This is a genomic window from Streptomyces sp. NPDC091649 (genome assembly GCF_044756785.1).
Lineage (GTDB): Bacteria > Actinomycetota > Actinomycetes > Streptomycetales > Streptomycetaceae > Streptomyces.
This window is the reverse complement of sequence record NZ_JBIVTR010000027.1, coordinates 29,467-51,026: the sequence shown is the minus strand read 5'-3', so window position 1 is coordinate 51,026 and position 21,560 is coordinate 29,467. Positions and strand designations below refer to the sequence as shown.

The window sequence follows — 21,560 nt, the reverse complement described above, 5'->3', positions numbered from 1 at the left end:
CGGTCACGGATACCGCTTGATCTCCCGCCGGGCCAGCGACCGCTGGTGCACCTCGTCCGGTCCGTCCGCCAGCCGCAGCGTCCGCGCCGAGGCCCACAGCTCCGCCAGCGGGAAGTCCTGACTCACCCCGCCCGCGCCGTACAACTGCACCGCCGAGTCCAGGATGTCCACCACCGCGCGCGGAGTGGCGATCTTGATGGCCTGGATCTCGGTGTGCGCACCCTTGTTGCCCACGGTGTCCATCAGCCAGGCCGTCTTCAGTACCAGCAGCCGCAGCTGCTCCACCGTGACCCGGGCGTCCGCGATCCAGTTCTGCACGACGCCCTGCTGGGCGAGCGGCTTGCCGAACGCCGTACGCTCCACCGCCCGCCGGCACATCAGCTCGATGGCCCGCTCCGCCATCCCGATCAGCCGCATGCAGTGGTGGATACGCCCCGGCCCCAGCCGCGCCTGCGCGATGGCGAAGCCGCCGCCCTCCTCACCGATCAGATTCGCCGCGGGCACCCGTACATCGTGGAAGACCACCTCGGCGTGACCGCCGTGCGAGTGGTCCTCGTATCCGTACACCCGCATGGCCCGGCGCACTTCGAGGCCCGGGGCGTCGCGCGGCACCAGGATCATCGACTGCTGGCGGCGGATGTCCGCGCCGTCCGGGTCGGTCTTGCCCATGACGATGAAGACCGCGCAGTCCGGGTTCATCGCCCCGGAGATGTACCACTTGCGGCCGTTGACGACGTAACTCTCGCCATCCCGGGTGATCCGGGTCTCGATGTTCGTCGCGTCCGAGGACGCCACGTCCGGCTCCGTCATCGCGAACGCGGAGCGGATCTCCCCGGCGAGCAGCGGCTCCAGCCACCGCTTCTTCTGCTCGCCGGTGGCGAACTGGGAGAGCACCTCCATGTTCCCGGTGTCCGGCGCGGCGCAGTTCAGCGCGGTCGGCGCGAGATGGGGAGAGCGCCCGGTGATCTCCGCGAGCGGGGCGTACTGGAGGTTCGTCAGCCCGGCCCCGTACTCCGCGTCCGGCAGGAAGAGGTTCCACAGCCCCTGCCGCCGTGCCTCGGCCTTCAGCTCCCCCACGACCGCCGGGGTGTCCCACGGGGAGGCGAGCTGTGCCCGCTGCTCCTCGGCGACCTCCTCGGCCGGGTACACGTGCTCGTCCATGAAGGCGAGCAGCCTCTTCCGCAGCTCCTCGGTCCGGGCGTCGAATGCGAAATCCATGGGTTCAGCCTTCCTGGAGGGTGGTGAGGCCGTGCTCGACGAAGACGGGGACCAGATCGCCGATCCCGTCGAAGCCCGCGCCGACGGTCTGGCCGAGGGTGTAGCGGTAGTGGATGCCCTCCAGGATCACGGCGAGCTTGAACCACGCGAACGCCGTGTACCAGGAGATGCCGGAGGCGTCCCGGCCCGAACGGGCCGCGTAGCGCTCGATCAGCTCGGCCGGGGAGGGATGACCGGCCGCGCCGCTGGTCGTGGAGACGGGCGACTCCGGCAGGCCGAGGTCGGAGCTGTACATCACGAGCAGCCCGAGGTCGGTCAGCGGATCGCCGAGCGTGGACATCTCCCAGTCGAGGACGGCCTTGATCCGGTCGTCGGAGCCGAGCAGCACGTTGTCCAGGCGGTAGTCGCCGTGTACGACGGTGGGCGCGGGGGAGGAGGGCAGTTCGCGCCCGAGGGAGGCGTGCAGCTCGTCGATGCCCGCCAGATCACGGTTGCGGGAGGCGTCCAGCTGCTTGCCCCAGCGCCGCAACTGCCGGTCCAGGAAGCCCTCCGGCCGCCCGAAGTCCCCGAGCCCGACCGCCTCCGGCTCCACGGCGTGCAGGTCCACCAGGGTGTCGACGAGCCCGAGGACCGCCGCACGGGTCCGCTCGGGGCCCAGCGGTGCGAGCTGCTCGGCGGTGCGGTACGGAGTGCCCTCGACGTACTCCATCACGTAGAACGGGGCGCCGATCACCGTGTCGTCCCCGCAGAGCAGCAGCGGCTCCGGCACGGGGACGGCGGTGGGGTGCAGGCCGCTGATCACCCGGTGCTCGCGCGTCATGTCGTGCGCGGTGGCCAGCACATGGCCGAGCGGCGGCCGGCGCACCACCCACCGGCCCGTCCCGTCGCCGACGACATACGTGAGGTTCGAGCGGCCACCCTCGATCAGCCGCGCGTCGAGGGGGCCGCTCACCAGCCCCGGCCGCTCCCGGTCGAGGTGGACGCGCAGCTTTTCCGGGTCGAGACCTGGTGGGGGGACTGGGCTCATTGGTGCGTACCTCCGGGAGCGACGGAACGATCGGGAACCATGATGCCGACCAGTCGGTATGTCGTCCAGTGTGCTTGCGTGATCCGACGGCGGGGGAGCCGTCCGGGTCCTGCTCCCCGATGTCCCCGGGCGTCCCCGGACCCGTCCGGTCCCGTTGTCGGGCTCGTGGTCGGTCCCCGTCGCGCCCGCGCGCCCGCCCCGGCCCTCTGCCCCGGCCTCCGTCCCGTCCGGAGGGCGGCGCGGCGCCCGGCCCGCCGGGGCCGGCGTCGACGGCCCCGAGCCGGTGGGAGGGCCGGGTCCCACGGTCGCACCCCTCGAGTTGCGGCGGCCCCGGCCCGCGCGGAAGGTCGGGGGATGAAGGCGATCAGCTACAGCGCGTACGGCTCCGCCGACGTCATGGAATACGGGGAGCTGCCCGACCCGAAGGTCGGCCCCGACGCGGTCCTGGTGAAGGTGCGGGCCGCGGCCGTCAACCCGGTCGACTGGAAGGCCCGCGAGGGCTACCTCCAAGGGGGCCTCGAAGCCGTCTTTCCGGTGATCCCCGGCTGGGACGTCTCCGGTGTCGTCGTGCAACCCGGTGTCGCGGTCGACGAGTTCGCGGTGGGCGACGAGGTCATCGGCTACGTGCGCGAGGACTTCCTGTCCCGGGGCACGTTCGCCGAGTACGTCGCCGCCCCGGTGCGCACCCTCGCCCGCAAGCCCCTGAGCCTGAGCTTCGAGGAGGCCGCGGGACTGCCGCTGGCCGGGCTGACCGCCTACCAGGTGCTCCACCGCATCCTGAAGATCCGCGACGGCGACACCGTCCTGGTCCACGCGGCGGCCGGCGGCGTCGGATCATTCGCCGTCCAGATGGCCCGGCACACCGGCTGCCGGGTGATCGGCACCGCGAGTGCCCGCAACCACGAGCACCTCCGCAGCCTCGGCGCGGAGCCCGTGGAGTACGGCGACGGCCTCGTCGACCGACTGCGGGAACTGGTCCCCGAGGGGTTCGACGCCGCCTTCGACACGGTGGGCGGCGACGCCCTGCGGGCCTCCGCCGACACCCTGGCGCCGGACGGCCGGCTGGCCTCCATCGCGGACAGCGAGGTCTTCTCCTACGGTGGCCGCTACGCCTTCGTGCGCCCCGACGCCGACGACCTGGCCCAGGTCGCGGAGCTGGCCGAGCGGGGCATCATCACCGTCCACGTGGACCGGGTGTTCCCGCTGGAACAGGCCGCCGAGGCGTACCGGCTCAACCAGGAGGGGCGGACCCGCGGCAAGATCGTGGTGACCGTGGACTGGGACGGCTGAGAGACCCCGCGCGGCCGGAGGCCGGGCTCGCAACGGCGTCGTCCCGGCCACGCTGCCGAGCCGGACGGGCGCACCACGGCTTCGCCGGCCCGGACCAGGGCCGGACCCGGCCCGCCCCCCGGGCAGGCCCGGGTGGGACTCGGCGGCACCCGGCCCGGGAACGCCCGCCCCCGGGGCCGGGACCGCTCGCCCGGGTACCGGCCGCTCGCGCGGGAACCGGCCTCGCACCCGGTCCGGCACCGGACCGTCGGGCTCAGAACAGCATCGCCGCCGCGAACACCGCCAGCGCCATCGTGCACAGCGTCGCCGTCAGCGCACCCCCCGGCGCGAGCGGCTCCGGCCGCGGCACCCCCATCCGCTGCACCCGTCGGTGGGCCATCACCAGGAATCCCAGCCAGGCCAGCGCGCTCAGCGCCACCGCGATCAGCGCGGCCGGAGTCGCCCCGCGGTGCAGGGCCTGCCGCACCGCGAGCAGCGCGACGACCGTGGCGGACAGCGTCGTACGCCGCCACGCCAGCCGCGTCCGCTCGGGCTGCAGCCCGGGGTCCCGGCCCGCCGCCGCCGTCACACGCCCTCCCAGCCGAAGAGGACCACCACCACCATCGCCACGGCGACGACGGCGACGACGAGACTCAGCAGGGTCGGGAACCGGGACACCGGCAGATCCTCGTCCCGCCGCATCGCCCGCTCGCACCGCACCCAGTGGTTGACCGCCCGCAGCGCGCAGAGGACCCCCGCGGCCAGCAGCCCGAGCGCGAGTCCGGCACGGACCCCCCACATCAGCTCCGGCAGGAACTGGTCGACGGCGAAACCCCCGCCGATCAGGGCCAGTGCCGTCCGGATCCAGGCGAGGAACGTCCGCTCGTTGGCCAGCGAGAACCGGTAGTCGGGGGTGTCCCCCTCCTCCCGGACCCGCTGCGGCGCGAACCACAGCCGTACGCTCTGCGCGATCTTGTTCACACGGGAACCTTAGGGGGTGCCACCGGGATCAGCCGGACCCGAACTCCCGCAGTCGCCGATACGCCTCCAGCCCGTCGGGCACCCAGGGCCACTCGCCGAGCCGCCGCTCCAGCTCGGCGTCGTCGAGGAAGGCGTGCCAGGCGATCTCCTCGGCCTGCGGGGCCACCGGCGACGCGCACCGCACCCGGTAGACGGCGGACCACCAGGAGTGCCGGTCATCGGTGTAGAGGAACCGGAACAGCGGCTCGGGCCGGGGCAGACCCGAGACCCCCAGCTCCTCCTCCGCCTCGCGCAGCGCCGCCTCGTCGTACGACTCGCCCGCGCCCACGACCCCGCCGACGAACATGTCGTAGTGCGAGGGGAAGACCAGTTTCGTGGGCGTACGACGGTGGACGAAGAGCCGCCCCTCGGCGTCGCGCGCCTCGACGAACACACAGCGGTGCCGCAGGCCCCGGGCGGTCGCCTCGCCGCGCGGAGCCTGCCCGACGACCTCGTCTCTCTCGTCGACGATGTCCAGGATCTCGTCAGAGGGCTTCATGCGTTTCATCCAACATCACCCGGACGGTTGACGTGGCAGCGGCGGGTATCCAAGATCTGACGCACGGGTAACGTGAACGTTTCTCCCGTCCCCGCGTCACCCCGACAGGATGGAACCCATGGCGTACGACGCTGATGTGATCGTGATCGGGGCGGGACTCGCCGGGCTGGTGGCCACCGCCGAACTGGTCGACGCCGGCCGTTCCGTCATCCTCCTCGACCAGGAGCCCGAGCAGTCCGTCGGCGGCCAGGCGCACTGGTCCTTCGGCGGCCTCTTCCTCGTGGACTCGCCCGAACAGCGCCGGCTGCGGATCAAGGACAGCCGGGAGCTGGCCCTCCAGGACTGGTTCGGCACCGCCGGCTTCGACCGGGAGACGGAGGACCGGTGGCCGCGCGCCTGGGCCGAGGCGTACGTCGACTTCGCCGCCGGGGAGAAGCGGTCCTGGCTGCACCAGCAGGGGCTGCGCATCTTCCCGGTCGTCGGCTGGGCGGAACGCGGCGGCTACGGCGCGACGGGCCACGGCAACTCCGTGCCCCGCTTCCACATCACCTGGGGCACCGGCCCCGGCGTCGTCGCCCCCTTCGAGCGGCGGGTGCGCGCGGGCGTCGCCAAGGGGCTCGTCCAGCTGCGGTTCCGCCACCGCGTCACCGGCCTGGCCCGCACCGCCGGGGCTCTCGACACGGTCACCGGCGAGATCCTGGAGCCCAGTGCGGCCGAGCGCGGCACCGCGAGCACCCGGGAGGTCACCGGCGCCTTCGAGCTGAGGGCCCAGGCGGTGATCGTCACCTCCGGCGGCATCGGCGGCAACCACGACCTGGTACGCGCCCAGTGGCCCGAGCGCCTGGGCACCCCGCCCGGGAAGATGCTGTCCGGGGTGCCCGCGCACGTGGACGGGCTGATGCTCGGCGTCGCCGAGAAGGCGGGCGCGCACCACATCAACCGCGACCGGATGTGGCACTACACCGAGGGCATCGAGAACTGGAACCCGATCTGGGCCCGGCACGGCATCCGCATCCTCCCCGGCCCCTCGTCCCTCTGGCTGGACGCGCGCGGCAAGCGGCTGCCGGTCCCCCTCTTCCCGGGGTTCGACACGCTCGGCACCCTCGAACACATCATGCGCTCGGGCCACGGCTATACCTGGTTCGTGCTCAACCAGCGCATCATCGGCAAGGAGTTCGCACTCTCCGGCTCCGAGCAGAACCCGGACCTGACCGGCAGGTCGGTCCGCGACGTGATCGGGCGGGCCCGCGCGGACGTGCCCGCGCCCGTCAAGGCGTTCATGGACCACGGCGTGGACTTCGTCGTGGAGAAGGACCTCGGCGCGCTGGTCCGGGGCATGAACGCGGTCACCGGCGAAGGTCTCGTCGACGAGGAGAGCCTGCGCCGCGAGATCACCGCCCGTGACCGTGAGATCGCCAACCCCTTCACCAAGGACCTCCAGGTCACCGCGATCCGCGGGGCCCGCGCCTACCTGGGCGACCGCCTGATCCGCACCGCGAAGCCGCACCGCGTCCTGGACCCGGCCGCGGGCCCGCTGATCGCCGTACGCCTCAACATCCTCACCCGCAAGTCGCTGGGCGGCCTGGAGACGGACCTGTCCTCCCGTGTCCTGACCGCCGACGGCGCTCCGCTCCCCGGCCTGTACGCGGCGGGCGAGGCGGCGGGCTTCGGCGGTGGCGGAGTCCACGGCTACCGCTCCCTGGAGGGCACGTTCCTGGGCGGCTGCATCTTCTCGGGCCGGGCGGCGGGCCGAGCGGCGGCGGAGGCGGTCGCCCCGTAGACCGCCCCCGAGGAGAGGCGACCGGGCCGTCCGGCTCCCGCGGACCGGGGCCCGGACCGTCCTGCTCCCGCGGACCGGGGCCTGGCGGGGCGGCATTCGCGGACCAGGGCAAGGTTCAGGACCTGGCTGATTCAAGCCTCTTCCGAACGCCGCAGGGGCGGATTGCCAGCCCCCGGCGATCGAGGAGCGGAGTCCGGGACGGGGCTCCGGCGGTCAGACCAGCCGCTCGACCACCCGGAACCGCTCCGCCACGATCATCGTCCCGTCGTCCACCGTGAACGTCGGATCCCCCAGTGCCTCCCGCATCTCCTCGCTGTGCCAGAACGCCTCGTGCCCCGCACGCCATTCGGCCACCGACCGATATCCCTCGCCCTCGTCCAGCGCATGCCGCAGGTCCACCTCGCCGAGCGGCAGCACCCGTACGCCGGTCACCTCCAGCACCGCGACCTCCCGCCCGTCCGAGTCGATCAGCGCGTACCGCTCGCCCACCGGAGGAAGCTCTTCCCGCTCCTGTTCGTACTCCGCCAACAGCCCGGAGGTGGAAACCTTCTCGCCGGAGAGGACCGCCGCCACCAGCTGATCGCGCAACGGCCCGGGAAAGGCGAGAAGGAAGGGGCTGAGAGGTTCGCGAGGTTCCATGCGGCCAGTGTGTCAGGCACCGCTCCCGGCCCGCCCCCACCGCCCGGACGGGGTGCGAAGGCCCGCCCCGACAGGCTGACTTCCAGCCAACTGTTCAGGCCCCGAGCAGAGTTGCCGACAAGCGCCCCTTGACGAGGAGCACGGCCGACCGCTTTGCTGTGCGCGATCATCTGCTCGCACACCGCATCGAAAGAAGCCTGCGGCATGCCCCCGCCTCCGCCGCCCCTGGGCCGCTCCCGCCGTCGGGGCAGCCGCTCGGAGCACGTCTTCGACCCGGCCCTCGACGACGATGAACTCATCGCCGCGCGTGGTCGGTTCACCCAGGGGCGATGGTCCGATGCCCGCACCCTGCTGGTGGGCACCGGGCGGGACTGGGACCGCCGCGGACATCGGCTCCTGGCTCTCGCCGAGACCTCGTCCGCCGTGGACTGGGCCGGGGACTGGCTGCTCGTGGAACCCGAGAGCGCCGACGCCGCCACCCTGCTCGGCTGCGCCCGGGTCGCCCGCGCGCTGCGGCCCAAGGCCAAGGCCCATGACGCCGCCCGGGCCCGGGAAGCCTGCCTGGCCGCCGCCCGCCGCACCCCCGACGACCCCACCCCCTGGCTCGCGCTGCTCCTCCTGGACCGGGGTCGCGACGACGGGGCGGACGAGACCGGCAGGCTCTTCGAGGAGGTGCGCTCCCGTCATCCCGATCACCACCACGCCCACCACGTGATGACCGCGCTGCTGGCCGAGAGCAACCCCGAGAGCGGCCACGACCCGCTCCACGAGGTGTACGACTTCGCCGCCTGGGCCGCCGAACTGGCCCCCGCGGATTCTCCGCTGGCCGTGCTGCCGGTCATCGCCCATGCCGAGCGCTACCGCGTCCTGGTCGCCGCGGGCATCGAGCCCGACGACCCGGCGGTCTCCGGACACTGGTCCGGACGCCGCGCCCGCCAGGTGATGAAGGCCGCCTTCGACTGGTGGCTGGAATGGGAGCGCGATGACCACCCGCGCCACCGTGTCGACCTGAACTTCCTGGCGCACGCCAAGGTCTGTGAGGGCCGGCCCGCCGAGGCCGCCGCCCTCTTCCACCGCATCGGCCCGTACGCCACCGCCGCGCCCTGGTCGTACTCCGGCCGGGAGCCCCACGCCGCGTTCCTCGCCGCGCGCGCCCACGCCCTCGGCACCCCCTGAGGCACGAAGCGGAACACGAAGCGGAACACGAAGCGAAGCACGAAGGGCACCACCCACCACGAAGAAGGGAACCACCCCGTCATGTCGACCGGCAGTTCATTTTCCAGCGACACCGGCACCACGAGGGGGACGGCCGATACCGGCGGGATCAACACCTACAAGGGCGAGGAACGCGCCCTGCGCGCGGACCGGCTCGGCACCTCCGGCCTCCTGCTCTCGGTGGTCGCGGCCAGCGCCCCCCTGATGGTCGTCGCCGGAGTGATGCCCACGGTCTTCGGTGTGATGGGCATCGTCGGCCAGCCGCTGCTCTACATCATCCTGGGCCTCGTCCTGATGCTGTTCGGCGTCGGCTACGCGGAGATGAGCCGGCACGTCCACAACGCCGGCGCGTTCTACGCGTACATCGCCCGCGGGCTCGGCCCGACCGCCGGCGCCGGCGCCTCGCTCGTGGCGCTGGTCGCGTACAGCGCGATGCAGGTCGGCATCTACGGCATCCTCGGCTTCGAGGTCTCCGGCATCTTCGCCACGTACCTCGACATCGAGCTGGCGTGGTGGATACCGGCCCTGGTCGCGGCGGCCGTCGTCGGCGTCCTCGGCTGGCTGAAGATCGACCTCAACGCCAAGGTGCTCGGCGTCCTGCTGGTCATCGAGTGCGCCCTCGTCGTGATCTTCGACATCGCCGCCGTGAGCGAGCCGGGCCCCGAGGGCCTGTCGCTGCACGCCTTCAACCCCGAGACCCTCACCGGCGCCGGCCTCGGCACCGCGCTCTGCTTCTGCATCGCCGCGTTCCTCGGCTTCGAGCAGGCCCCGGTGTACGCGGAGGAGACGAGCCGTCCGCAGGTCGTGGTCTCCCGGGTGATGTTCCTCGCCGTGGGCTACGCCGCCCTGTTCCTGGCGATCAGCTCCTGGGCCCTGACCGTCGCCGCCGGACCGGGCTCCGTCGCCGACACCGCCCTCAAGGAGGGGCCCGGCATGCTGTTCGGCCTCACCGAGGAGCGGCTCGGCTCCACCTTCACCGACGTCCTGCACATCCTCTTCGTCACCGGGATGTTCGCCGCGCTCCTCAGCTTCCACAACGTCGTCGCCCGCTACGCGTTCGCGATGGGCCGTGAGGGCCTGCTGCCCGCCCGCTTCGGCCGCACCAACCGGGCGAGCGGCGCCCCCGGCACCGGCTCGCTGCTCCAGACCGCCGTCTCGGTCGTGATCGTGCTGGCCTTCGCCCTCACCGACGACAACGCGGTCGGCGACCCCACGGCCCCCGTCCTGCGGCTGTTCACCTGGATGGGCAACGTGGGGGCGCTCGGCATCATCCTGCTGATGGCCGCCGCCTCCTTCGCCGTCATCGTCTTCTTCGTCAAGCGCGGCGCGGGCCGCGCGCAGGCCCCGCGCCTGGCCGCCTCGGCCCTCGCCGGGCTCGCGCTCCTGTCGATCGCCGTCTTCACCGTCCGCGACTTCGACGTCCTCGTCGGCTCCGGTTCCGGCTCGGCCCTCAACTGGCTGCTGCCGGGTGTGATCATCCTCGCGCTCGTCGGAGGTCTCGTGTACGGGGCGGTGCTGCGCTCGGTCAAGCCGGAGGTGCACGCCCGGATCGGCCTCGGCAACGAGGCGTTCCAGCTGGAGAAGGCGGCCGAGAGCGAGTCGGCCCGCCGCTGACGCCTCCCGTACGCACGGCGAAGCGCCCGCCCCGGACACCGGGGCGGGCGCTTTCGTCCACGGAAGCGGGGTTCGGCTACAGCAACAGGGACAGCAGCAGGATGAAGGCCATGGCCACCACGGAGATGATCGTCTCCATCACCGACCAGGTCTTCACCGTCTGGCCGACGTCCATGCCGAAGTACTCCTTCACCAGCCAGAAACCGGCGTCGTTCACATGGCTGAAGAAGAGCGAACCGGCGCCGACGGCCAGCACCAGCAGGGCGGCGTGCGAGGTCGACATGTCGGCGGCCAGCGGGGCGACCAGTCCGGCGGCGGAGATGGTGGCGACCGTGGCCGAGCCGGTGGCGAGCCGGATCGCGACGGCGATCAGCCAGCCCAGCAGCAGGGCGGGTATCGACCAGTTCTCGGAGAACTCCAGGATCATCTGGCCCACCCCGGCGTCGATCAGCGTCTGCTTGAAGCCGCCGCCCGCGCCGACGATGAGCAGGATTCCGGCGATCGGGGCGAGGGACTTCTCCACGGTGCCGGCCAGCCGGTCCTTGGTGAACCCGGCGGCCCGGCCGAGCGTGAACATCCCGACGAGGACGGCCGCGAGCAGGGCGATCAGCGGCGAGCCGACGACCGCGGTGACCTTCTGAAGACCGTTCTCCGGGTTGTCGACCACGATCTCGACGAGTGCGTTCAGCAGCATCAGGACGACCGGCAGCAGGATGGTCGCCAGGGTCGCACCGAAGCTGGGGCGGCGGTCCAGGTCCTCCGACGGCCGCTGCGGGATCATGTTCTCCGGCGGCTTGATGTCCACCCAGCGCGCGGCGTACCGCGAGAACACCGGACCGGCGATGATCACCGTCGGAATGGCGACGAGTACACCGAGCGCCAGGGTCACGCCGAGGTTGGCGTCCAGCGCGTCGATCGCGACCAGCGGGCCTGGGTGCGGCGGGATCAGCCCGTGCATCACGGAGAGCCCGGCCAGCGCCGGGATGCCGATCCGCATCAGGGAGAAGTTGCCGCGCTTGGCGACGAGCAGGACGACCGGGATCATCAGCACGATCCCGACCTCGAAGAACAGCGGCAGACCGATGATCGAGGCGATCAGGACCATCGCCCAGGGCATGACCCGGCCGCTCGCCTTCGCGAGGATGGTGTCGACGACCTGGTCGGCCCCGCCCGAGTCGGCGAGCAGTTTGCCGAGGATCGCGCCGAGCGCGATCAGGACTCCGACGCCCGCGACGGTGGAGCCGAGGCCCGCGGTGAAGCTGGTGATGGTGTCCGCCGGGGCGGCTCCGGCGAAGGAGCCGAGCGCCAGCGAACCGATGGTCAGGGCCAGGAAGGCATGCATCCTGAACCTGGTGATGAGGAGCACGATGACGGCGATGCCCGCCAGGACGGCGATGCCCAACTGAGCGTTGCCTGCCGAGGTGATCGGTTCGGCGGCGTCCGCTGCCAGCATCTCGACGCTGAGACTGGTCACGGTAATGGTCCTTAGTCTTCGAGCCGGCGCAGCGCGGCGACGGCTCGCTGGGTGATTTCCTCGGGAGTGCCGGACACGTCGACGCTCACCCCGGCCTCGTCGGCCTGGAGCGGCTGAAGCGTCGCGAACTGCGAGTCGAGCAGCGCGGTGGGCATGAAGTGGCCCTTGCGGTCCGCCATCCGCTCCTCGATCAGCGCCCGGTCACCGGTCAGGTGCAGGAAGAGGGCGTCCGGCGCCCCGTCCCGCAGCCGGTCCCGGTAGACCCGCTTGAGCGCGGAGCTGGAGACGACCCCGCCGAGCCCCGCCCGCCCGTGCGCCCACGCGCCGATGGCGTCGAGCCACGGCCACCGGTCGTCGTCGTCCAGGGGGGTGCCGGCCGACATCTTGGCGATGTTCGCCGGGGGATGGAAGTCGTCGCCCTCGGCGTACGGAACGCCGAGTTCGGCGGCGAGCAGGGGACCGATCGTGGTCTTGCCGGTTCCTGCTACGCCCATCACCACGACGACGTGGGGGGTGCTCATGGGGGTGCCTCGCTGTCTTCTTCGACATCGGTCCGTCGCGCTACTGAAACCTATTAAGTACGACTTATTCAAGAGGCTGTGACATAAACGTCGTACTTTCCGGTCGCCAGGGCCGCCCCGTAGGCTTGACCCATGACCACACAGGGCCAGGGGCTGCATACACATGTGCTGGACACCCTGGGCCTGGAGATCTCCTCCGGCCGGTACCCGCCCGGCAGCGTCCTGCGCACCGACGAGCTGGCCCAGCGCTTCGACGTCTCTCGTACGGTCGTCCGCGAAGTGGTCCGCGTCCTGGAATCGATGCACCTGGTCGAGTCGCGCCGCCGGGTCGGCGTGACCGTACGCCCCACCGAGACGTGGAACGTCTACGACCCCCAGGTCATCCGCTGGCGCCTCGCCGGCGCCGACCGCCCGCGCCAACTGCGCTCCCTCACCGTGCTGCGCTCCGCGATCGAACCGGTCGCGGCGGGCCTGGCCGCCCGCCACGCCACCGCCGCGCAGTGCGCCGAGCTCACCGAACGCGCCCTCGGCATGGTCGCCACCTCACGCGGCCAGCAGCTGGAGGGCTACCTCGAACACGACATCGCCTTCCACCGGATCGTCCTCAACGCCTCCGGCAACGAGATGTTCGCCCGGCTCGGGGACGTCGTCGCCGAGGTGCTCGCGGGCCGCACCCACCACCAGGTGATGTTCGAGGACCCCGACCCGGCCGCCGTCACCCTGCACGTCCGGCTCGCCGAAGCGGTCCGCGAGGGCGACCCGGAAGCCGCCGAGCGGATCACCAAGGAGATCGCGGTCGGCGCCCTGCACGAACTGGACGTCCTCGCTCCGTAATGCCTTCCGCACGACGCGGCACCCGCTCACGGGGCGTACGGTTGTCCGCGATCGATCTTCGGAGAAGTTCAGGAGCAGGGAGAGCACGGTTATGGCGCAGCAGGTGCAAGGGGTCATCGCACCGGGGAAGAACGAGCCGGTCAGGGTCGAGACGATTCAGATCCCGGACCCCGGCCCCGGCGAGGCGGTCGTGAAGATCCAGGCGTGCGGCGTGTGCCACACCGACCTGCACTACAAGCAGGGCGGCATCAACGACGAGTTCCCCTTCCTCCTCGGCCATGAGGCCGCCGGCGTCGTGGAGTCGGTCGGCGACGGCGTCACGGACGTCGCCCCCGGCGACTTCGTCGTCCTCAACTGGCGTGCCGTGTGCGGCCAGTGCCGCGCCTGCCTGCGCGGCCGCCCCTGGTACTGCTTCGACACCCACAACGCCCGGCAGAAGATGACGCTGCTCGACGGCACGGAGCTGGCGCCCGCGCTGGGCATCGGCGCGTTCGCCGAGAAGACCCTCGTCGCCTCCGGCCAGTGCACCAAGGTCGACCCCGAGGTCTCCCCGGCCGTCGCCGGACTGCTCGGCTGCGGCGTCATGGCGGGCATCGGCGCCGCCATCAACACCGGCCAGGTCGGTCGCGGCGACTCCGTCGCGGTCATCGGCTGCGGCGGCGTCGGCGACGCCGCCGTCGCCGGGGCCCGGCTGGCCGGCGCGGCGAAGATCATCGCGGTGGACATCGACGACCGCAAGCTGGAGACGGCGAAGAAGATGGGCGCCACCCACACCGTCAACTCCCGCTCCACCGACCCGGTCGAGGCCATCCGAGCCCTCACCGACGGCAACGGCGCCGACGTCGTCATCGAGGCCGTCGGCCGCCCGGAGACCTACCAACAGGCTTTCTACGCCCGTGATCTCGCCGGAACGGTCGTCCTCGTCGGCGTCCCCACCCCGGACATGAAGCTCGAACTGCCGCTCCTGGACGTCTTCGGCCGCGGCGGCTCGCTCAAGTCCTCCTGGTACGGCGACTGCCTGCCCTCCCGCGACTTCCCGATGCTCGTCGACCTCCACCAGCAGGGCCGCCTCGACCTCGCCGCCTTCGTCACCGAGACCATCGGCCTGGGCGACATCGAGCAGGCGTTCGCCCGCATGCACGACGGCGACGTCCTCCGCTCGGTGGTGGTCTTCTGATGACCGCCCGCATCGACCACCTGGTCACCTCCGGCACCTTCGCCCTCGACGGCGGCGAGTGGGACGTCGACAACAACGTCTGGATCGTCGGCGACGACAACGAGGCGATCGTCATCGACGCCGCCCACGACGCCGCCGCCATCGAGGCCGCGCTCGGCGGCCGTACGCTGCGCGCCATCGTCTGCACCCACGCGCACAACGACCACATCGACGCCGCCCCCGCCCTCGCGGACGCCACCGGCGCCCCGATCCTGCTCCACCCGGACGACCTGCCGCTCTGGCAGCAGACCCACCCGAACCGCGCCCCGGACGGCACCCTGTCCGACGGCCAGGAACTGACCGTCGCCGGAACCGCCCTCACGGTCCTGCACACCCCGGGCCACGCGCCCGGCGCGGTCTGCCTCTACGCCCCGGCCCTGGCCACCGTCTTCACCGGCGACACCCTCTTCCAGGGCGGCCCCGGCGCCACCGGCCGGTCCTTCTCTCACTTCCCGACGATCATCGACTCGATCCGGGACCGGCTGCTCACCCTGCCCGGCGACACCGCCGTCCGCACGGGCCACGGAGACCAGACCTCCATCGGCGCGGAGGCCCCGCAGCTCGACGAGTGGATCAAGCGCGGCCACTGACGACCGCGTACGTCACCGGTCCGGCCAGGCGGAGAGCCGCCGCCCGCTCTCGAAGCGGCGCGGCTCCCCGCCGACCGGATCGGTGAACTCCAGCACGCGGGCCAGCAACTGCAACGGCCGCGAGAAGTCGTCAGCGGCCCCCTCTTCCTCCACCACCGGATACAGCGGATCGTGCACGATCGGCAGCCCCAGGGCATTCATGTGGACCCGCAGCTGGTGCGTCCGCCCCGTGGCGGGCAGCAGCCGATAGCGCCCGAGCGCGCCCCGGTGCTCCACCAGCTCGATCCGGCTCTCGCTGTTCGCCTCGCCCGCCTCCTCGCGGGCGGCGAGCACCCCGCGCTCCTTCACGATCCGGATCCGTACGGTCCGGGGGAGCGCCAGGGCCGGGTCGTACGGAGCCAGCGCCTCGTACTCCTTGCGCACCAGCCGGTCCCGGAACAGCGTCTGGTAGGCGCCCCGGTCCTCGGGCCGCACCACGAACAGCACGAGCCCCGCCGTCAGCCGGTCCAGCCGGTGCGCGGGCTGCAGGGCGGGCAGCTCCAGCTCCCGCCTCAGCCGGGCCACCGCCGTCTCGGTGATGTGCCGCCCCCGGGGCATGGTCGCCAGGAAGTGCGGCTTGTCGGCGACCACGAGACGCTCGTCCCGATACACGACCCCCACCGGGAAGGGCACCGGCTCCTCGGGTACGAAGTCCCGGTGGAACCAGAGGCACCGCCCGGCCGCGTACGGCTCACCGCCCCGCACGGCCACCCCGTCGGCTCCCACGAATCGCCCCCCGTCGAGCATCTCCGCCACCCGCGCGGCCCCGATCGCCCCGCCGAACCGCTCGACCAGATACTCCCCGACGCACCCCCAGACGCCCTCGGGGTCCTCCGGCAACCGCACCCGCACCGCGTCGATCCCGGCATGCTGGGGGAGAGGCGAGGGAGGCGGCTTCCTGCGACCCCGCATCGTCACCCCTCTCCGTGTCCGCTCGCTGCCGCGTCACCGGTGGCGCGGCAGCGGTGCGCAAAGGGACCCCGCTGAACTGGGGCTCCTGCTGGTGGCCAACCGACGATATCCCCTGGCCTGCGCTGATGAACCCCGCCGCAGATAGCCGGCCCCGGCTCGAACAGGATCACTTCCCAGGATTCTGCCGGAACACGGTGTGTACGACGACGCAGCGCTCGCCCGGGCTCGTCCATTGCGCAGGAGAGAGGCGCGAGGGGGCACACCGACATGTTTCAGAGTTCGAGGTCCGACGCGGTATGCCCCTGTCCGTAAAGCTCCTTCCTTACGGCTGAGGGCATGCGCTCGGCGAACCGCTCAGCCGCTTCAACGCGCTCTCCGCGGTGCTGTGGACAGCCGTGAAGACGACCAGCGACTGGCCCTCGTCGCCGGGGAGGGAGAGGGTTTCGTACGCGAGGTCGAACCTCCCGGCCACGGGGTGGTCGAAGCTCTTGGTGCCGTACGTCTTCTCCCGGACGTCCTGGGCCGCCCACAGGATCCGGAACTCGGGGCTACGCGCGCTGAGCTCGGCGACCAGGTGCCTCAGACGGGAGTGGTGTGTGTGACGGGCGGCGGAGAAGCGCAGGTAGCCGATGGTCTGACGGGCGAGCTGATCCCACTGCGGGTACAGGCTGCGTGCCGAGGTGTCCAGGAAGATGTGACGGGCGATGTTCGGTCCGCCTGCCGGCGCACCGGACAGCCCGGGGACCAGGGCCAGAGCGAGTTCGTTGGCGGCGAGAACGTCCATGCCGGGATCGAGGACGTAGGCGGGCACGGCGCCAACCGCGTCCAGCAGTCGACGGACGTCCGCACGGACCCGTCGGGCTCCGGGGTGCGGCGACTCGGCCGGCCGACGCTGCGGAGGGTGCGCCAGATCGTGCAGGTGGGCCCGCTCGGTCGCGTCCAGCCGCAGCACGCGGGCCAAGGCATCCAGCACCGCGTCCGAAGGGTTGGTCGCCCGCCCCTGCTCCAGGCGCGTGTAGTAGACGGTGCTCACTCCGGCGAGTCCCGCCACCTCCTCGCGGCGGAGCCCCGGCACCCGCCGCCGGCCCAGCGCCGAAACGCCCGCGGCCTCAGGCGTGACGTGCGACCGCCGTGAGCGAAGAAACCCGCCCAACTCACGTGCCTGCTTCACGGCTCCTCCGGATCATCTCGGCACAGCGGGACGCCGTCTGCCCCCGCGCCTCCGGCGTCAGTATGCCCTCCCTGGGGCGCTGCCCCCTTCCCCACCGCATACAGGGGGGTACTGACGGGGTACTGGTCAGCCGGGCGCCCGGGGCCCACGGTTGAGCTCAGTGCGCATCGCGCACGGCCGTCGCCGCCAGCGGTGCCGGCTCGTTCTCGCCCCTTGGAGCACCGGTCATGCGAGCAGTAACCTTCTCCCGCCACGGCGACGAAAGCGTCCTGGAACTGACCGAGCAGCCGGTACCGTCCCCTGCGGACGGGCAGCTCCTGATCCAGGTGCGGGCCGCCGGGGTGAACCCCGTCGACTGGAAGTTCCGTGAGGGAACAGTCGGCACGGACCGCCTCTTTCCCCTGGGCATGGGCTGGGATGTGGCGGGGACGGTCGTAGCGACGACGACGGCCGACGGCCCGGCTGTCGGTGACGAGGTGTACGGCATGCTCCCCCTGCCGTACGCCGGGGCCTATCAGGAGTTCGCCGTCCTGCCGGTCTCAGCCGTGGCCCCCAAGCCCGTCGAGCTGTCGTTCGCGCAAGCGGCGGCCGTTCCGCTGGCGGCCCTGACCGCCTGGCAATCGCTCGACGCCGCACAGGTGACCGCAGGTCAGCGCGTCCTGGTCCACGGTGGCGCGGGCGGGGTCGGCCACTTCGCCGTTCAGCTCGCCAAGGCCCGCGGGGCGCATGTCACGGCCACCGCTTCACCGCGCAACCTCGGCTTTCTGCGCCGACTCGGCGTCGACGAGCCCCTGGACCGCACGGCGGACGACCAGCACGGCGTCGAGCCGGTCGACGTCGTCATCGACACCGTCGGCGGCCGGACGCAGCAGGAGTCGTGGCGACTGTTGCGTCCGGGCGGCGTGCTCATCACTCTGCCGGAACCGATCGACGAGACCTACCGCGTTCCGGGTGTCACGGGGCGGCGCGTCATCGTCGCTCCGGACGGGGAGGCGCTGCGCCACATCGGCCAGCTCATCGACTCAGGAGCGGTCCAGGTCGAGGTCCAGGACACCCTGCCCCTGGAGAAGGCGGCCGAAGCCCAGCTGATCAGCAGGACCGGCCAGGTCCGCGGCAAGCTCGTGCTCAGCCTCTGACCGGGGGTCGCGGAGACCTCGGCCCGAGCCGACCCGCTCCCACCCCCTTACGCGCGGGCGGTCTTCCCCATAGGGTGACCACCGCTAGCGAGTTACCTGCCAGTAAACCACCCGAAGACAGGCGCCCCCGGGCCCGGAGGTCAATGTGAGTTCCGCGCAGTCCCTGGTCGACGACCGCCCGGTATCCGTGGCGCATCTCTTTCTCTCACGGGTCGAGGCCGCGCCCGGCCAGGAGGCGTACCGCTATCCCGTGCCGGCAGGCGACGGCCCTGCCGACGCGGAGCGATGGCACTCCCTGACGTGGGCGCAGACCGCCGAACGCGTCAGGGCGATCGCGGCGGGTCTGCTGGCCCTGGGGGTGCGGCCCGAGGAGCGGGTGGCGATCTCCTCCTCCACCCGGTTGGAGTGGATCCTGGCCGACCTGGGCGCGATGTGCGCGGGCGCCGCGACCACCGCGGTCTACCCCAGTACCCATGCCGACGAGACGGTGTACATCCTCTCCGACTCCGGCAGCCGGGCGATCTTCGTGGAGAACGCGGTCCAGCTGGACAAGGTCGCCTCCGACCTCGAGCGCCTGCCCGGGCTGGGCCACGCGATCCTCTTCGATCCCGGGGCGGACCTCCCTCAGGTGGAGGGGCTGGAGGTACTCTCCCTCGCCGAGCTGGAGAAGCGGGGTACGGCGTACCTGGACGAGCACCCGGATGCGGTCGAGGAGACGGTCCGGGCCATCGAGCGGGAACAGCTCGCCACCCTGATCTACACCTCGGGCACGACGGGCCGCCCCAAGGGCGTCCGCCTGGTGCACGACTGCTGGTCGTACCAGGGGGTCGCCCAGGAGGCCAGCGGTCTGCTGCGCTCCGACGACGTGCAGTTCCTGTGGCTGCCGTTGTCCCATGTGTTCGGCAAGGCCCTGATCGCCGGTCAGGTCAGGACCGGCCATGTGATGGCGGTGGACGGGAGGATCGACCGGATCATCACCAACCTGCCCGCCGTCCGGCCCACCCTGATGGCGTCGGCGCCGCGGATCTTCGAGAAGGTCTACAACGGCATCGCGGGCCGGGCGCGAGCCGAGGGAGGAGCCAAGTACAAGATCTTCCTCTGGGCGGCGAAGGTCGCACGCGACCACGCCCGGACAGAACAGGAGAGCAGGGCGGCGACCGGACGGCGCAGGGTGCCCCTGCCGCTCGCCGTGCGGCACGCCGTCGCCGACAGGCTGGTGTACGGCAAGATCCGCGCGGCCTTCGGGGGCAACCTGCGCGGCAGCGTCTCGGGCAGTGCCGCCCTCTCTCCCGACATCGGCTACTTCTTCGCCGGCGCGGGTGTGCACGTCCTTGAGGGCTACGGCCTCACCGAGACCAGCGCCGCCTGCACCGTCAACCCCGCAGAGGACTACCGGGTCGGCACGGTCGGCAAGCCACTGCCCGGCACCGAGGTCCGCATAGCCGAGGACGGCGAGGTCCTGTTGCGGGGCCCCGGTGTGATGCGCGGCTACCACAACCTTCCGGAGAAGACCGCGGAGGTCCTGGAGAGCGACGGCTGGTTCCGCACCGGTGACATCGGCGAGGTGGACAAGGACGGCTACGTCCGGATCACCGACCGCAAGAAGGACGTGTTCAAGACCTCGGGCGGCAAGTACGTGGCGCCCTCCGAGATCGAGGGCCGCTTCAAGGCCGTCTGCCCGTTCGTCAGCAACATCCTGGTCATCGGCGACGGCCGCAACTTCTGTTCCGCCCTGATCGCCCTGGACGAGACCACGATCACGTCGTGGGCGGCGTCACAGGGCCTCGGCGACCGGGCGTATGCCGAGATCGTCACCTCGCCGCAGGCCCACGAGCTGATCAACGGCTTCGTCCAACAGGTCAACGTCGACCTGCAGCGGTGGCAGACGGTCAAGAAGTTCACCGTGCTTCCGCGTGACCTCGATATCGAGCACGGCGAACTCACCCCGAGCCTCAAAGTCAAACGGCCCGTCGTGGAGCGTGAGTACGCCGAGGTCATCGACGGAATGTATGAGGGCGCCCGCGAGGCATGACCCGCAGCGGGCCGGATCACATCCACCACAACAACGAAGCCGGTCAAAGCGACGAAGTGTCGCTTTGACCGGCTTCATTCGGTCGTTTGACTCTGGTGTCCGAGGGGGGACTTGAACTCTCCACTCGGGCACCAGCCCTCTTCGTGTCTGACCTGGGGAAACGTACCCCAGAGGCCCACTTCTTGACCACCAGGGTTGGTCATGCGTACCTGCTGTTTCGGGCCGTTTCAGACCGCTGTTGGTCATGCGTTGGCCACGTGACCAACCCTCCGCTCACTCTGGGGAAGCCGAGTACCTTTCGACGCTGGCCCGTCCCGTGGAGCGGTCGAGTAGGCGAAGCTCCCAGGGTCCAGTGTTCACGTCGAAGTCCTTCCCGAACCCGACCCACTTGCCTGTCATACGTCGGCCTGTCGGCTCGATCAGAAGCTGGACGGCACCGTGGTAACGGGCGCCGTGGTAGTAGCCGTCCACCGCCGTCTGTTCCGTCCACGTGCCTGTGATGATGTTCCGGTCCACGGACAGGTCCAGAGACAGAGGACTGTCCGGGTTAGTCGACGCTCCGGGCAGACTCTGGGCTGTGAGCCTGTTGCCGTGCTGCACCATCACGACATGGTGCTTGCAGTCGAAAGTCTCGTCACGGCTGGACGAGTAGAACTCGTACCGAGACAGCCAGATCCCCGCGTACTCGCCTTGCGTCTCCGGATCCGGGCTTGTGACGGCACTGGTCGTGCCGACTTCTCCAGCTTCCATGTCGTGGCCTCCTGCGCCGTCTGAGTGGACGCGTGTCGTAGGGATCGCAAACCCCAGCGACTCGGAGGCGCGGCCAGTGAACTGTTTCAACGCTCGCGCGTACAGGGGGCGGCACGTCCTGGTCTTCCCGGACTCCCAGCGTTGCACGAGTCGCTTGGAAGCGTCGTTCGGTTCGCCCAGTTCTTCCCCCGCGCCACGTAATCCCTGGGCGAACTCGTCTTGGCTCAGGTTCATCGACTTGCGTACGGAGGTGAGTACGTCGTTGGGAACTCGGTCACGCTCGGGCGTAGTCGTCATGGTCCGAGGCTAGCCACGCAGCACCTCGAATGACACCGGTTTGACGCCCTCTGAGTGACACCGACATGACGCCCGAGGGTCGCCTCGAACGTCGCCGCGATGGTCGAGGTTAATCCGGAGCATGGTCGACATGGCCATCCGCATCAGCGCCTACAAGGTGACAGCCGACGGTACGCAGACCGAGCCGCGAACCCTGTACGAGGGTGAGGGCGGGGAGCCCCTCGCGACTGGCGTGATGCCCCCGTGCCTGTGTCCCAGGTGCAGAGGCGGACGGCATGAACGGAGCACGTCGGACATCCAACTACGT

The 21,560-nt window shown here is 71.2% G+C and carries 20 protein-coding genes; 9 read left to right on the top strand and 11 right to left on the bottom strand.

Annotated features, from left to right (window positions below):
- Positions 1 to 3: 3 nt before the first annotated feature.
- Both ACIQMU_RS30445 and ACIQMU_RS30440 read right to left on the bottom strand, forming a co-directional pair.
- Entirely contained in the window at positions 4 to 1,218 is a 1,215-nt protein-coding gene (locus tag ACIQMU_RS30445; RefSeq protein WP_352243687.1) for an acyl-CoA dehydrogenase family protein, read from the bottom strand.
- A gap of 4 nt (positions 1,219 to 1,222) precedes the next feature.
- The gene (locus tag ACIQMU_RS30440) at positions 1,223 to 2,245 is read right to left on the bottom strand and encodes a phosphotransferase family protein (RefSeq protein ID WP_352243688.1); all 1,023 of its coding nucleotides are present in this window, start codon (positions 2,243 to 2,245) and stop codon (positions 1,223 to 1,225) included.
- 354 nt (positions 2,246 to 2,599) lie between these two features.
- Here ACIQMU_RS30440 and ACIQMU_RS30435 point away from each other — a divergent pair, with 354 nt between their 5' ends.
- Positions 2,600 to 3,535: an NADP-dependent oxidoreductase gene (locus ACIQMU_RS30435; RefSeq protein WP_352243689.1), complete on the top strand. Its 936-nt coding sequence runs from the start codon at positions 2,600 to 2,602 to the stop codon at positions 3,533 to 3,535.
- 253 nt (positions 3,536 to 3,788) lie between these two features.
- Here the strand turns inward: ACIQMU_RS30435 and ACIQMU_RS30430 are convergent, their stop codons facing one another.
- Genes ACIQMU_RS30430 through ACIQMU_RS30420 form a run of 3 tightly spaced genes read right to left on the bottom strand, consistent with a single transcriptional unit; the run spans position 3,789 to position 5,033 of the window.
- Complete coding sequence (locus ACIQMU_RS30430; RefSeq protein WP_402690134.1) at positions 3,789 to 4,103, bottom strand: DUF202 domain-containing protein; 315 nt, start codon at positions 4,101 to 4,103, stop codon at positions 3,789 to 3,791.
- On the bottom strand, positions 4,100 to 4,495 hold the full coding sequence (locus ACIQMU_RS30425; RefSeq protein WP_352243691.1) for a DUF202 domain-containing protein: 396 nt from the start codon (positions 4,493 to 4,495) through the stop codon (positions 4,100 to 4,102). The genes ACIQMU_RS30430 and ACIQMU_RS30425 overlap by 4 nt, the downstream gene beginning before the upstream one ends.
- A 28-nt stretch (positions 4,496 to 4,523) precedes the next feature.
- Entirely contained in the window at positions 4,524 to 5,033 is a 510-nt protein-coding gene (locus ACIQMU_RS30420) for an NUDIX domain-containing protein (protein ID WP_352243692.1), read from the bottom strand.
- Between the two features lie 118 nt (positions 5,034 to 5,151).
- Between ACIQMU_RS30420 and ACIQMU_RS30415 the strand changes: the two genes are divergently transcribed.
- Entirely contained in the window at positions 5,152 to 6,813 is a 1,662-nt protein-coding gene (locus ACIQMU_RS30415) for an FAD-binding dehydrogenase (RefSeq protein WP_402690133.1), read from the top strand.
- Positions 6,814 to 7,026: 213 nt separating this feature from the next.
- Here the strand turns inward: ACIQMU_RS30415 and ACIQMU_RS30410 are convergent, their stop codons facing one another.
- Positions 7,027 to 7,452: an ASCH domain-containing protein gene (locus ACIQMU_RS30410; protein WP_352243694.1), complete on the bottom strand. Its 426-nt coding sequence runs from the start codon at positions 7,450 to 7,452 to the stop codon at positions 7,027 to 7,029.
- A 204-nt stretch (positions 7,453 to 7,656) separates the two neighbouring features.
- On the opposite strand from ACIQMU_RS30410, the gene ACIQMU_RS30405 reads away from it, so the two are divergent.
- Together ACIQMU_RS30405 and ACIQMU_RS30400 are read left to right on the top strand one after the other, a co-directional pair.
- Entirely contained in the window at positions 7,657 to 8,628 is a 972-nt protein-coding gene (locus ACIQMU_RS30405; protein ID WP_352243695.1) for a hypothetical protein, read from the top strand.
- An 81-nt stretch (positions 8,629 to 8,709) separates the two neighbouring features.
- Positions 8,710 to 10,281 carry an APC family permease gene (locus tag ACIQMU_RS30400; RefSeq protein ID WP_402690132.1) on the top strand — a complete coding sequence of 524 codons (1,572 nt, stop codon included), beginning with the start codon at positions 8,710 to 8,712 and terminating at the stop codon, positions 10,279 to 10,281.
- Between the two features lie 76 nt (positions 10,282 to 10,357).
- Here the strand turns inward: ACIQMU_RS30400 and ACIQMU_RS30395 are convergent, their stop codons facing one another.
- Both ACIQMU_RS30395 and ACIQMU_RS30390 read right to left on the bottom strand, forming a co-directional pair.
- Positions 10,358 to 11,755, bottom strand: a complete 1,398-nt coding sequence (locus ACIQMU_RS30395) for a gluconate:H+ symporter (protein ID WP_352243697.1) — start codon at positions 11,753 to 11,755, stop codon at positions 10,358 to 10,360.
- An 11-nt stretch (positions 11,756 to 11,766) separates the two neighbouring features.
- Positions 11,767 to 12,276 carry a gluconokinase gene (locus ACIQMU_RS30390; protein ID WP_352243699.1) on the bottom strand — a complete coding sequence of 170 codons (510 nt, stop codon included), beginning with the start codon at positions 12,274 to 12,276 and terminating at the stop codon, positions 11,767 to 11,769.
- Positions 12,277 to 12,408: 132 nt separating this feature from the next.
- Here ACIQMU_RS30390 and ACIQMU_RS30385 point away from each other — a divergent pair, with 132 nt between their 5' ends.
- The 3 genes from ACIQMU_RS30385 (at position 12,409) to ACIQMU_RS30375 (ending at position 14,916) form a co-directional block, all read left to right on the top strand.
- Positions 12,409 to 13,110, top strand: coding sequence for an FCD domain-containing protein (locus ACIQMU_RS30385; protein WP_352243700.1), 702 nt, complete (start codon positions 12,409 to 12,411; stop codon positions 13,108 to 13,110).
- A gap of 91 nt (positions 13,111 to 13,201) precedes the next feature.
- A complete protein-coding gene (locus ACIQMU_RS30380) occupies positions 13,202 to 14,287 on the top strand; it encodes an S-(hydroxymethyl)mycothiol dehydrogenase (protein ID WP_352243701.1) in 1,086 nt (361 codons plus the stop codon).
- Positions 14,287 to 14,916 (top strand): MBL fold metallo-hydrolase, encoded by a 630-nt coding sequence (locus ACIQMU_RS30375; protein ID WP_402690131.1) that lies wholly within the window; start codon positions 14,287 to 14,289, stop codon positions 14,914 to 14,916. The genes ACIQMU_RS30380 and ACIQMU_RS30375 overlap by 1 nt, the downstream gene beginning before the upstream one ends.
- Before the next feature lie 12 nt (positions 14,917 to 14,928).
- Here the strand turns inward: ACIQMU_RS30375 and ACIQMU_RS30370 are convergent, their stop codons facing one another.
- Together ACIQMU_RS30370 and ACIQMU_RS30365 are read right to left on the bottom strand one after the other, a co-directional pair.
- Positions 14,929 to 15,867, bottom strand: coding sequence for an RluA family pseudouridine synthase (locus ACIQMU_RS30370; RefSeq protein ID WP_402690130.1), 939 nt, complete (start codon positions 15,865 to 15,867; stop codon positions 14,929 to 14,931).
- Between the two features lie 322 nt (positions 15,868 to 16,189).
- On the bottom strand, positions 16,190 to 17,038 hold the full coding sequence (locus ACIQMU_RS30365; RefSeq protein ID WP_402690129.1) for a helix-turn-helix transcriptional regulator: 849 nt from the start codon (positions 17,036 to 17,038) through the stop codon (positions 16,190 to 16,192).
- Positions 17,039 to 17,265: 227 nt separating this feature from the next.
- Between ACIQMU_RS30365 and ACIQMU_RS30360 the strand changes: the two genes are divergently transcribed.
- Positions 17,266 to 18,174, top strand: coding sequence for an NADP-dependent oxidoreductase (locus ACIQMU_RS30360; protein ID WP_352243705.1), 909 nt, complete (start codon positions 17,266 to 17,268; stop codon positions 18,172 to 18,174).
- Positions 18,175 to 18,319: 145 nt separating this feature from the next.
- Entirely contained in the window at positions 18,320 to 20,206 is a 1,887-nt protein-coding gene (locus ACIQMU_RS30355; RefSeq protein ID WP_402690128.1) for an AMP-dependent synthetase/ligase, read from the top strand.
- 273 nt (positions 20,207 to 20,479) lie between these two features.
- On the opposite strand, the gene ACIQMU_RS30350 is transcribed toward ACIQMU_RS30355, so the two are convergent.
- Positions 20,480 to 21,253 carry a helix-turn-helix domain-containing protein gene (locus tag ACIQMU_RS30350; RefSeq protein ID WP_402690127.1) on the bottom strand — a complete coding sequence of 258 codons (774 nt, stop codon included), beginning with the start codon at positions 21,251 to 21,253 and terminating at the stop codon, positions 20,480 to 20,482.
- Positions 21,254 to 21,560 lie beyond the last annotated feature (307 nt).

Coding starts and splice junctions, on each gene's coding strand:
- ACIQMU_RS30445 (WP_352243687.1), bottom strand. CDS start 1,218: ATGGATTTCGCATTCGACGCCCGGACCGAGGAGCTGCGGAAGAGGCTG.
- ACIQMU_RS30375 (WP_402690131.1), top strand. CDS start 14,287: ATGACCGCCCGCATCGACCACCTGGTCACCTCCGGCACCTTCGCCCTC.
- ACIQMU_RS30440 (WP_352243688.1), bottom strand. CDS start 2,245: ATGAGCCCAGTCCCCCCACCAGGTCTCGACCCGGAAAAGCTGCGCGTC.
- ACIQMU_RS30380 (WP_352243701.1), top strand. CDS start 13,202: ATGGCGCAGCAGGTGCAAGGGGTCATCGCACCGGGGAAGAACGAGCCG.
- ACIQMU_RS30435 (WP_352243689.1), top strand. CDS start 2,600: ATGAAGGCGATCAGCTACAGCGCGTACGGCTCCGCCGACGTCATGGAA.
- ACIQMU_RS30420 (WP_352243692.1), bottom strand. CDS start 5,033: ATGAAGCCCTCTGACGAGATCCTGGACATCGTCGACGAGAGAGACGAG.
- ACIQMU_RS30350 (WP_402690127.1), bottom strand. CDS start 21,253: ATGACGACTACGCCCGAGCGTGACCGAGTTCCCAACGACGTACTCACC.
- ACIQMU_RS30400 (WP_402690132.1), top strand. CDS start 8,710: ATGTCGACCGGCAGTTCATTTTCCAGCGACACCGGCACCACGAGGGGG.
- ACIQMU_RS30410 (WP_352243694.1), bottom strand. CDS start 7,452: ATGGAACCTCGCGAACCTCTCAGCCCCTTCCTTCTCGCCTTTCCCGGG.
- ACIQMU_RS30405 (WP_352243695.1), top strand. CDS start 7,657: ATGCCCCCGCCTCCGCCGCCCCTGGGCCGCTCCCGCCGTCGGGGCAGC.
- ACIQMU_RS30385 (WP_352243700.1), top strand. CDS start 12,409: ATGACCACACAGGGCCAGGGGCTGCATACACATGTGCTGGACACCCTG.
- ACIQMU_RS30370 (WP_402690130.1), bottom strand. CDS start 15,867: ATGCGGGGTCGCAGGAAGCCGCCTCCCTCGCCTCTCCCCCAGCATGCC.
- ACIQMU_RS30360 (WP_352243705.1), top strand. CDS start 17,266: ATGCGAGCAGTAACCTTCTCCCGCCACGGCGACGAAAGCGTCCTGGAA.
- ACIQMU_RS30390 (WP_352243699.1), bottom strand. CDS start 12,276: ATGAGCACCCCCCACGTCGTCGTGGTGATGGGCGTAGCAGGAACCGGC.
- ACIQMU_RS30415 (WP_402690133.1), top strand. CDS start 5,152: ATGGCGTACGACGCTGATGTGATCGTGATCGGGGCGGGACTCGCCGGG.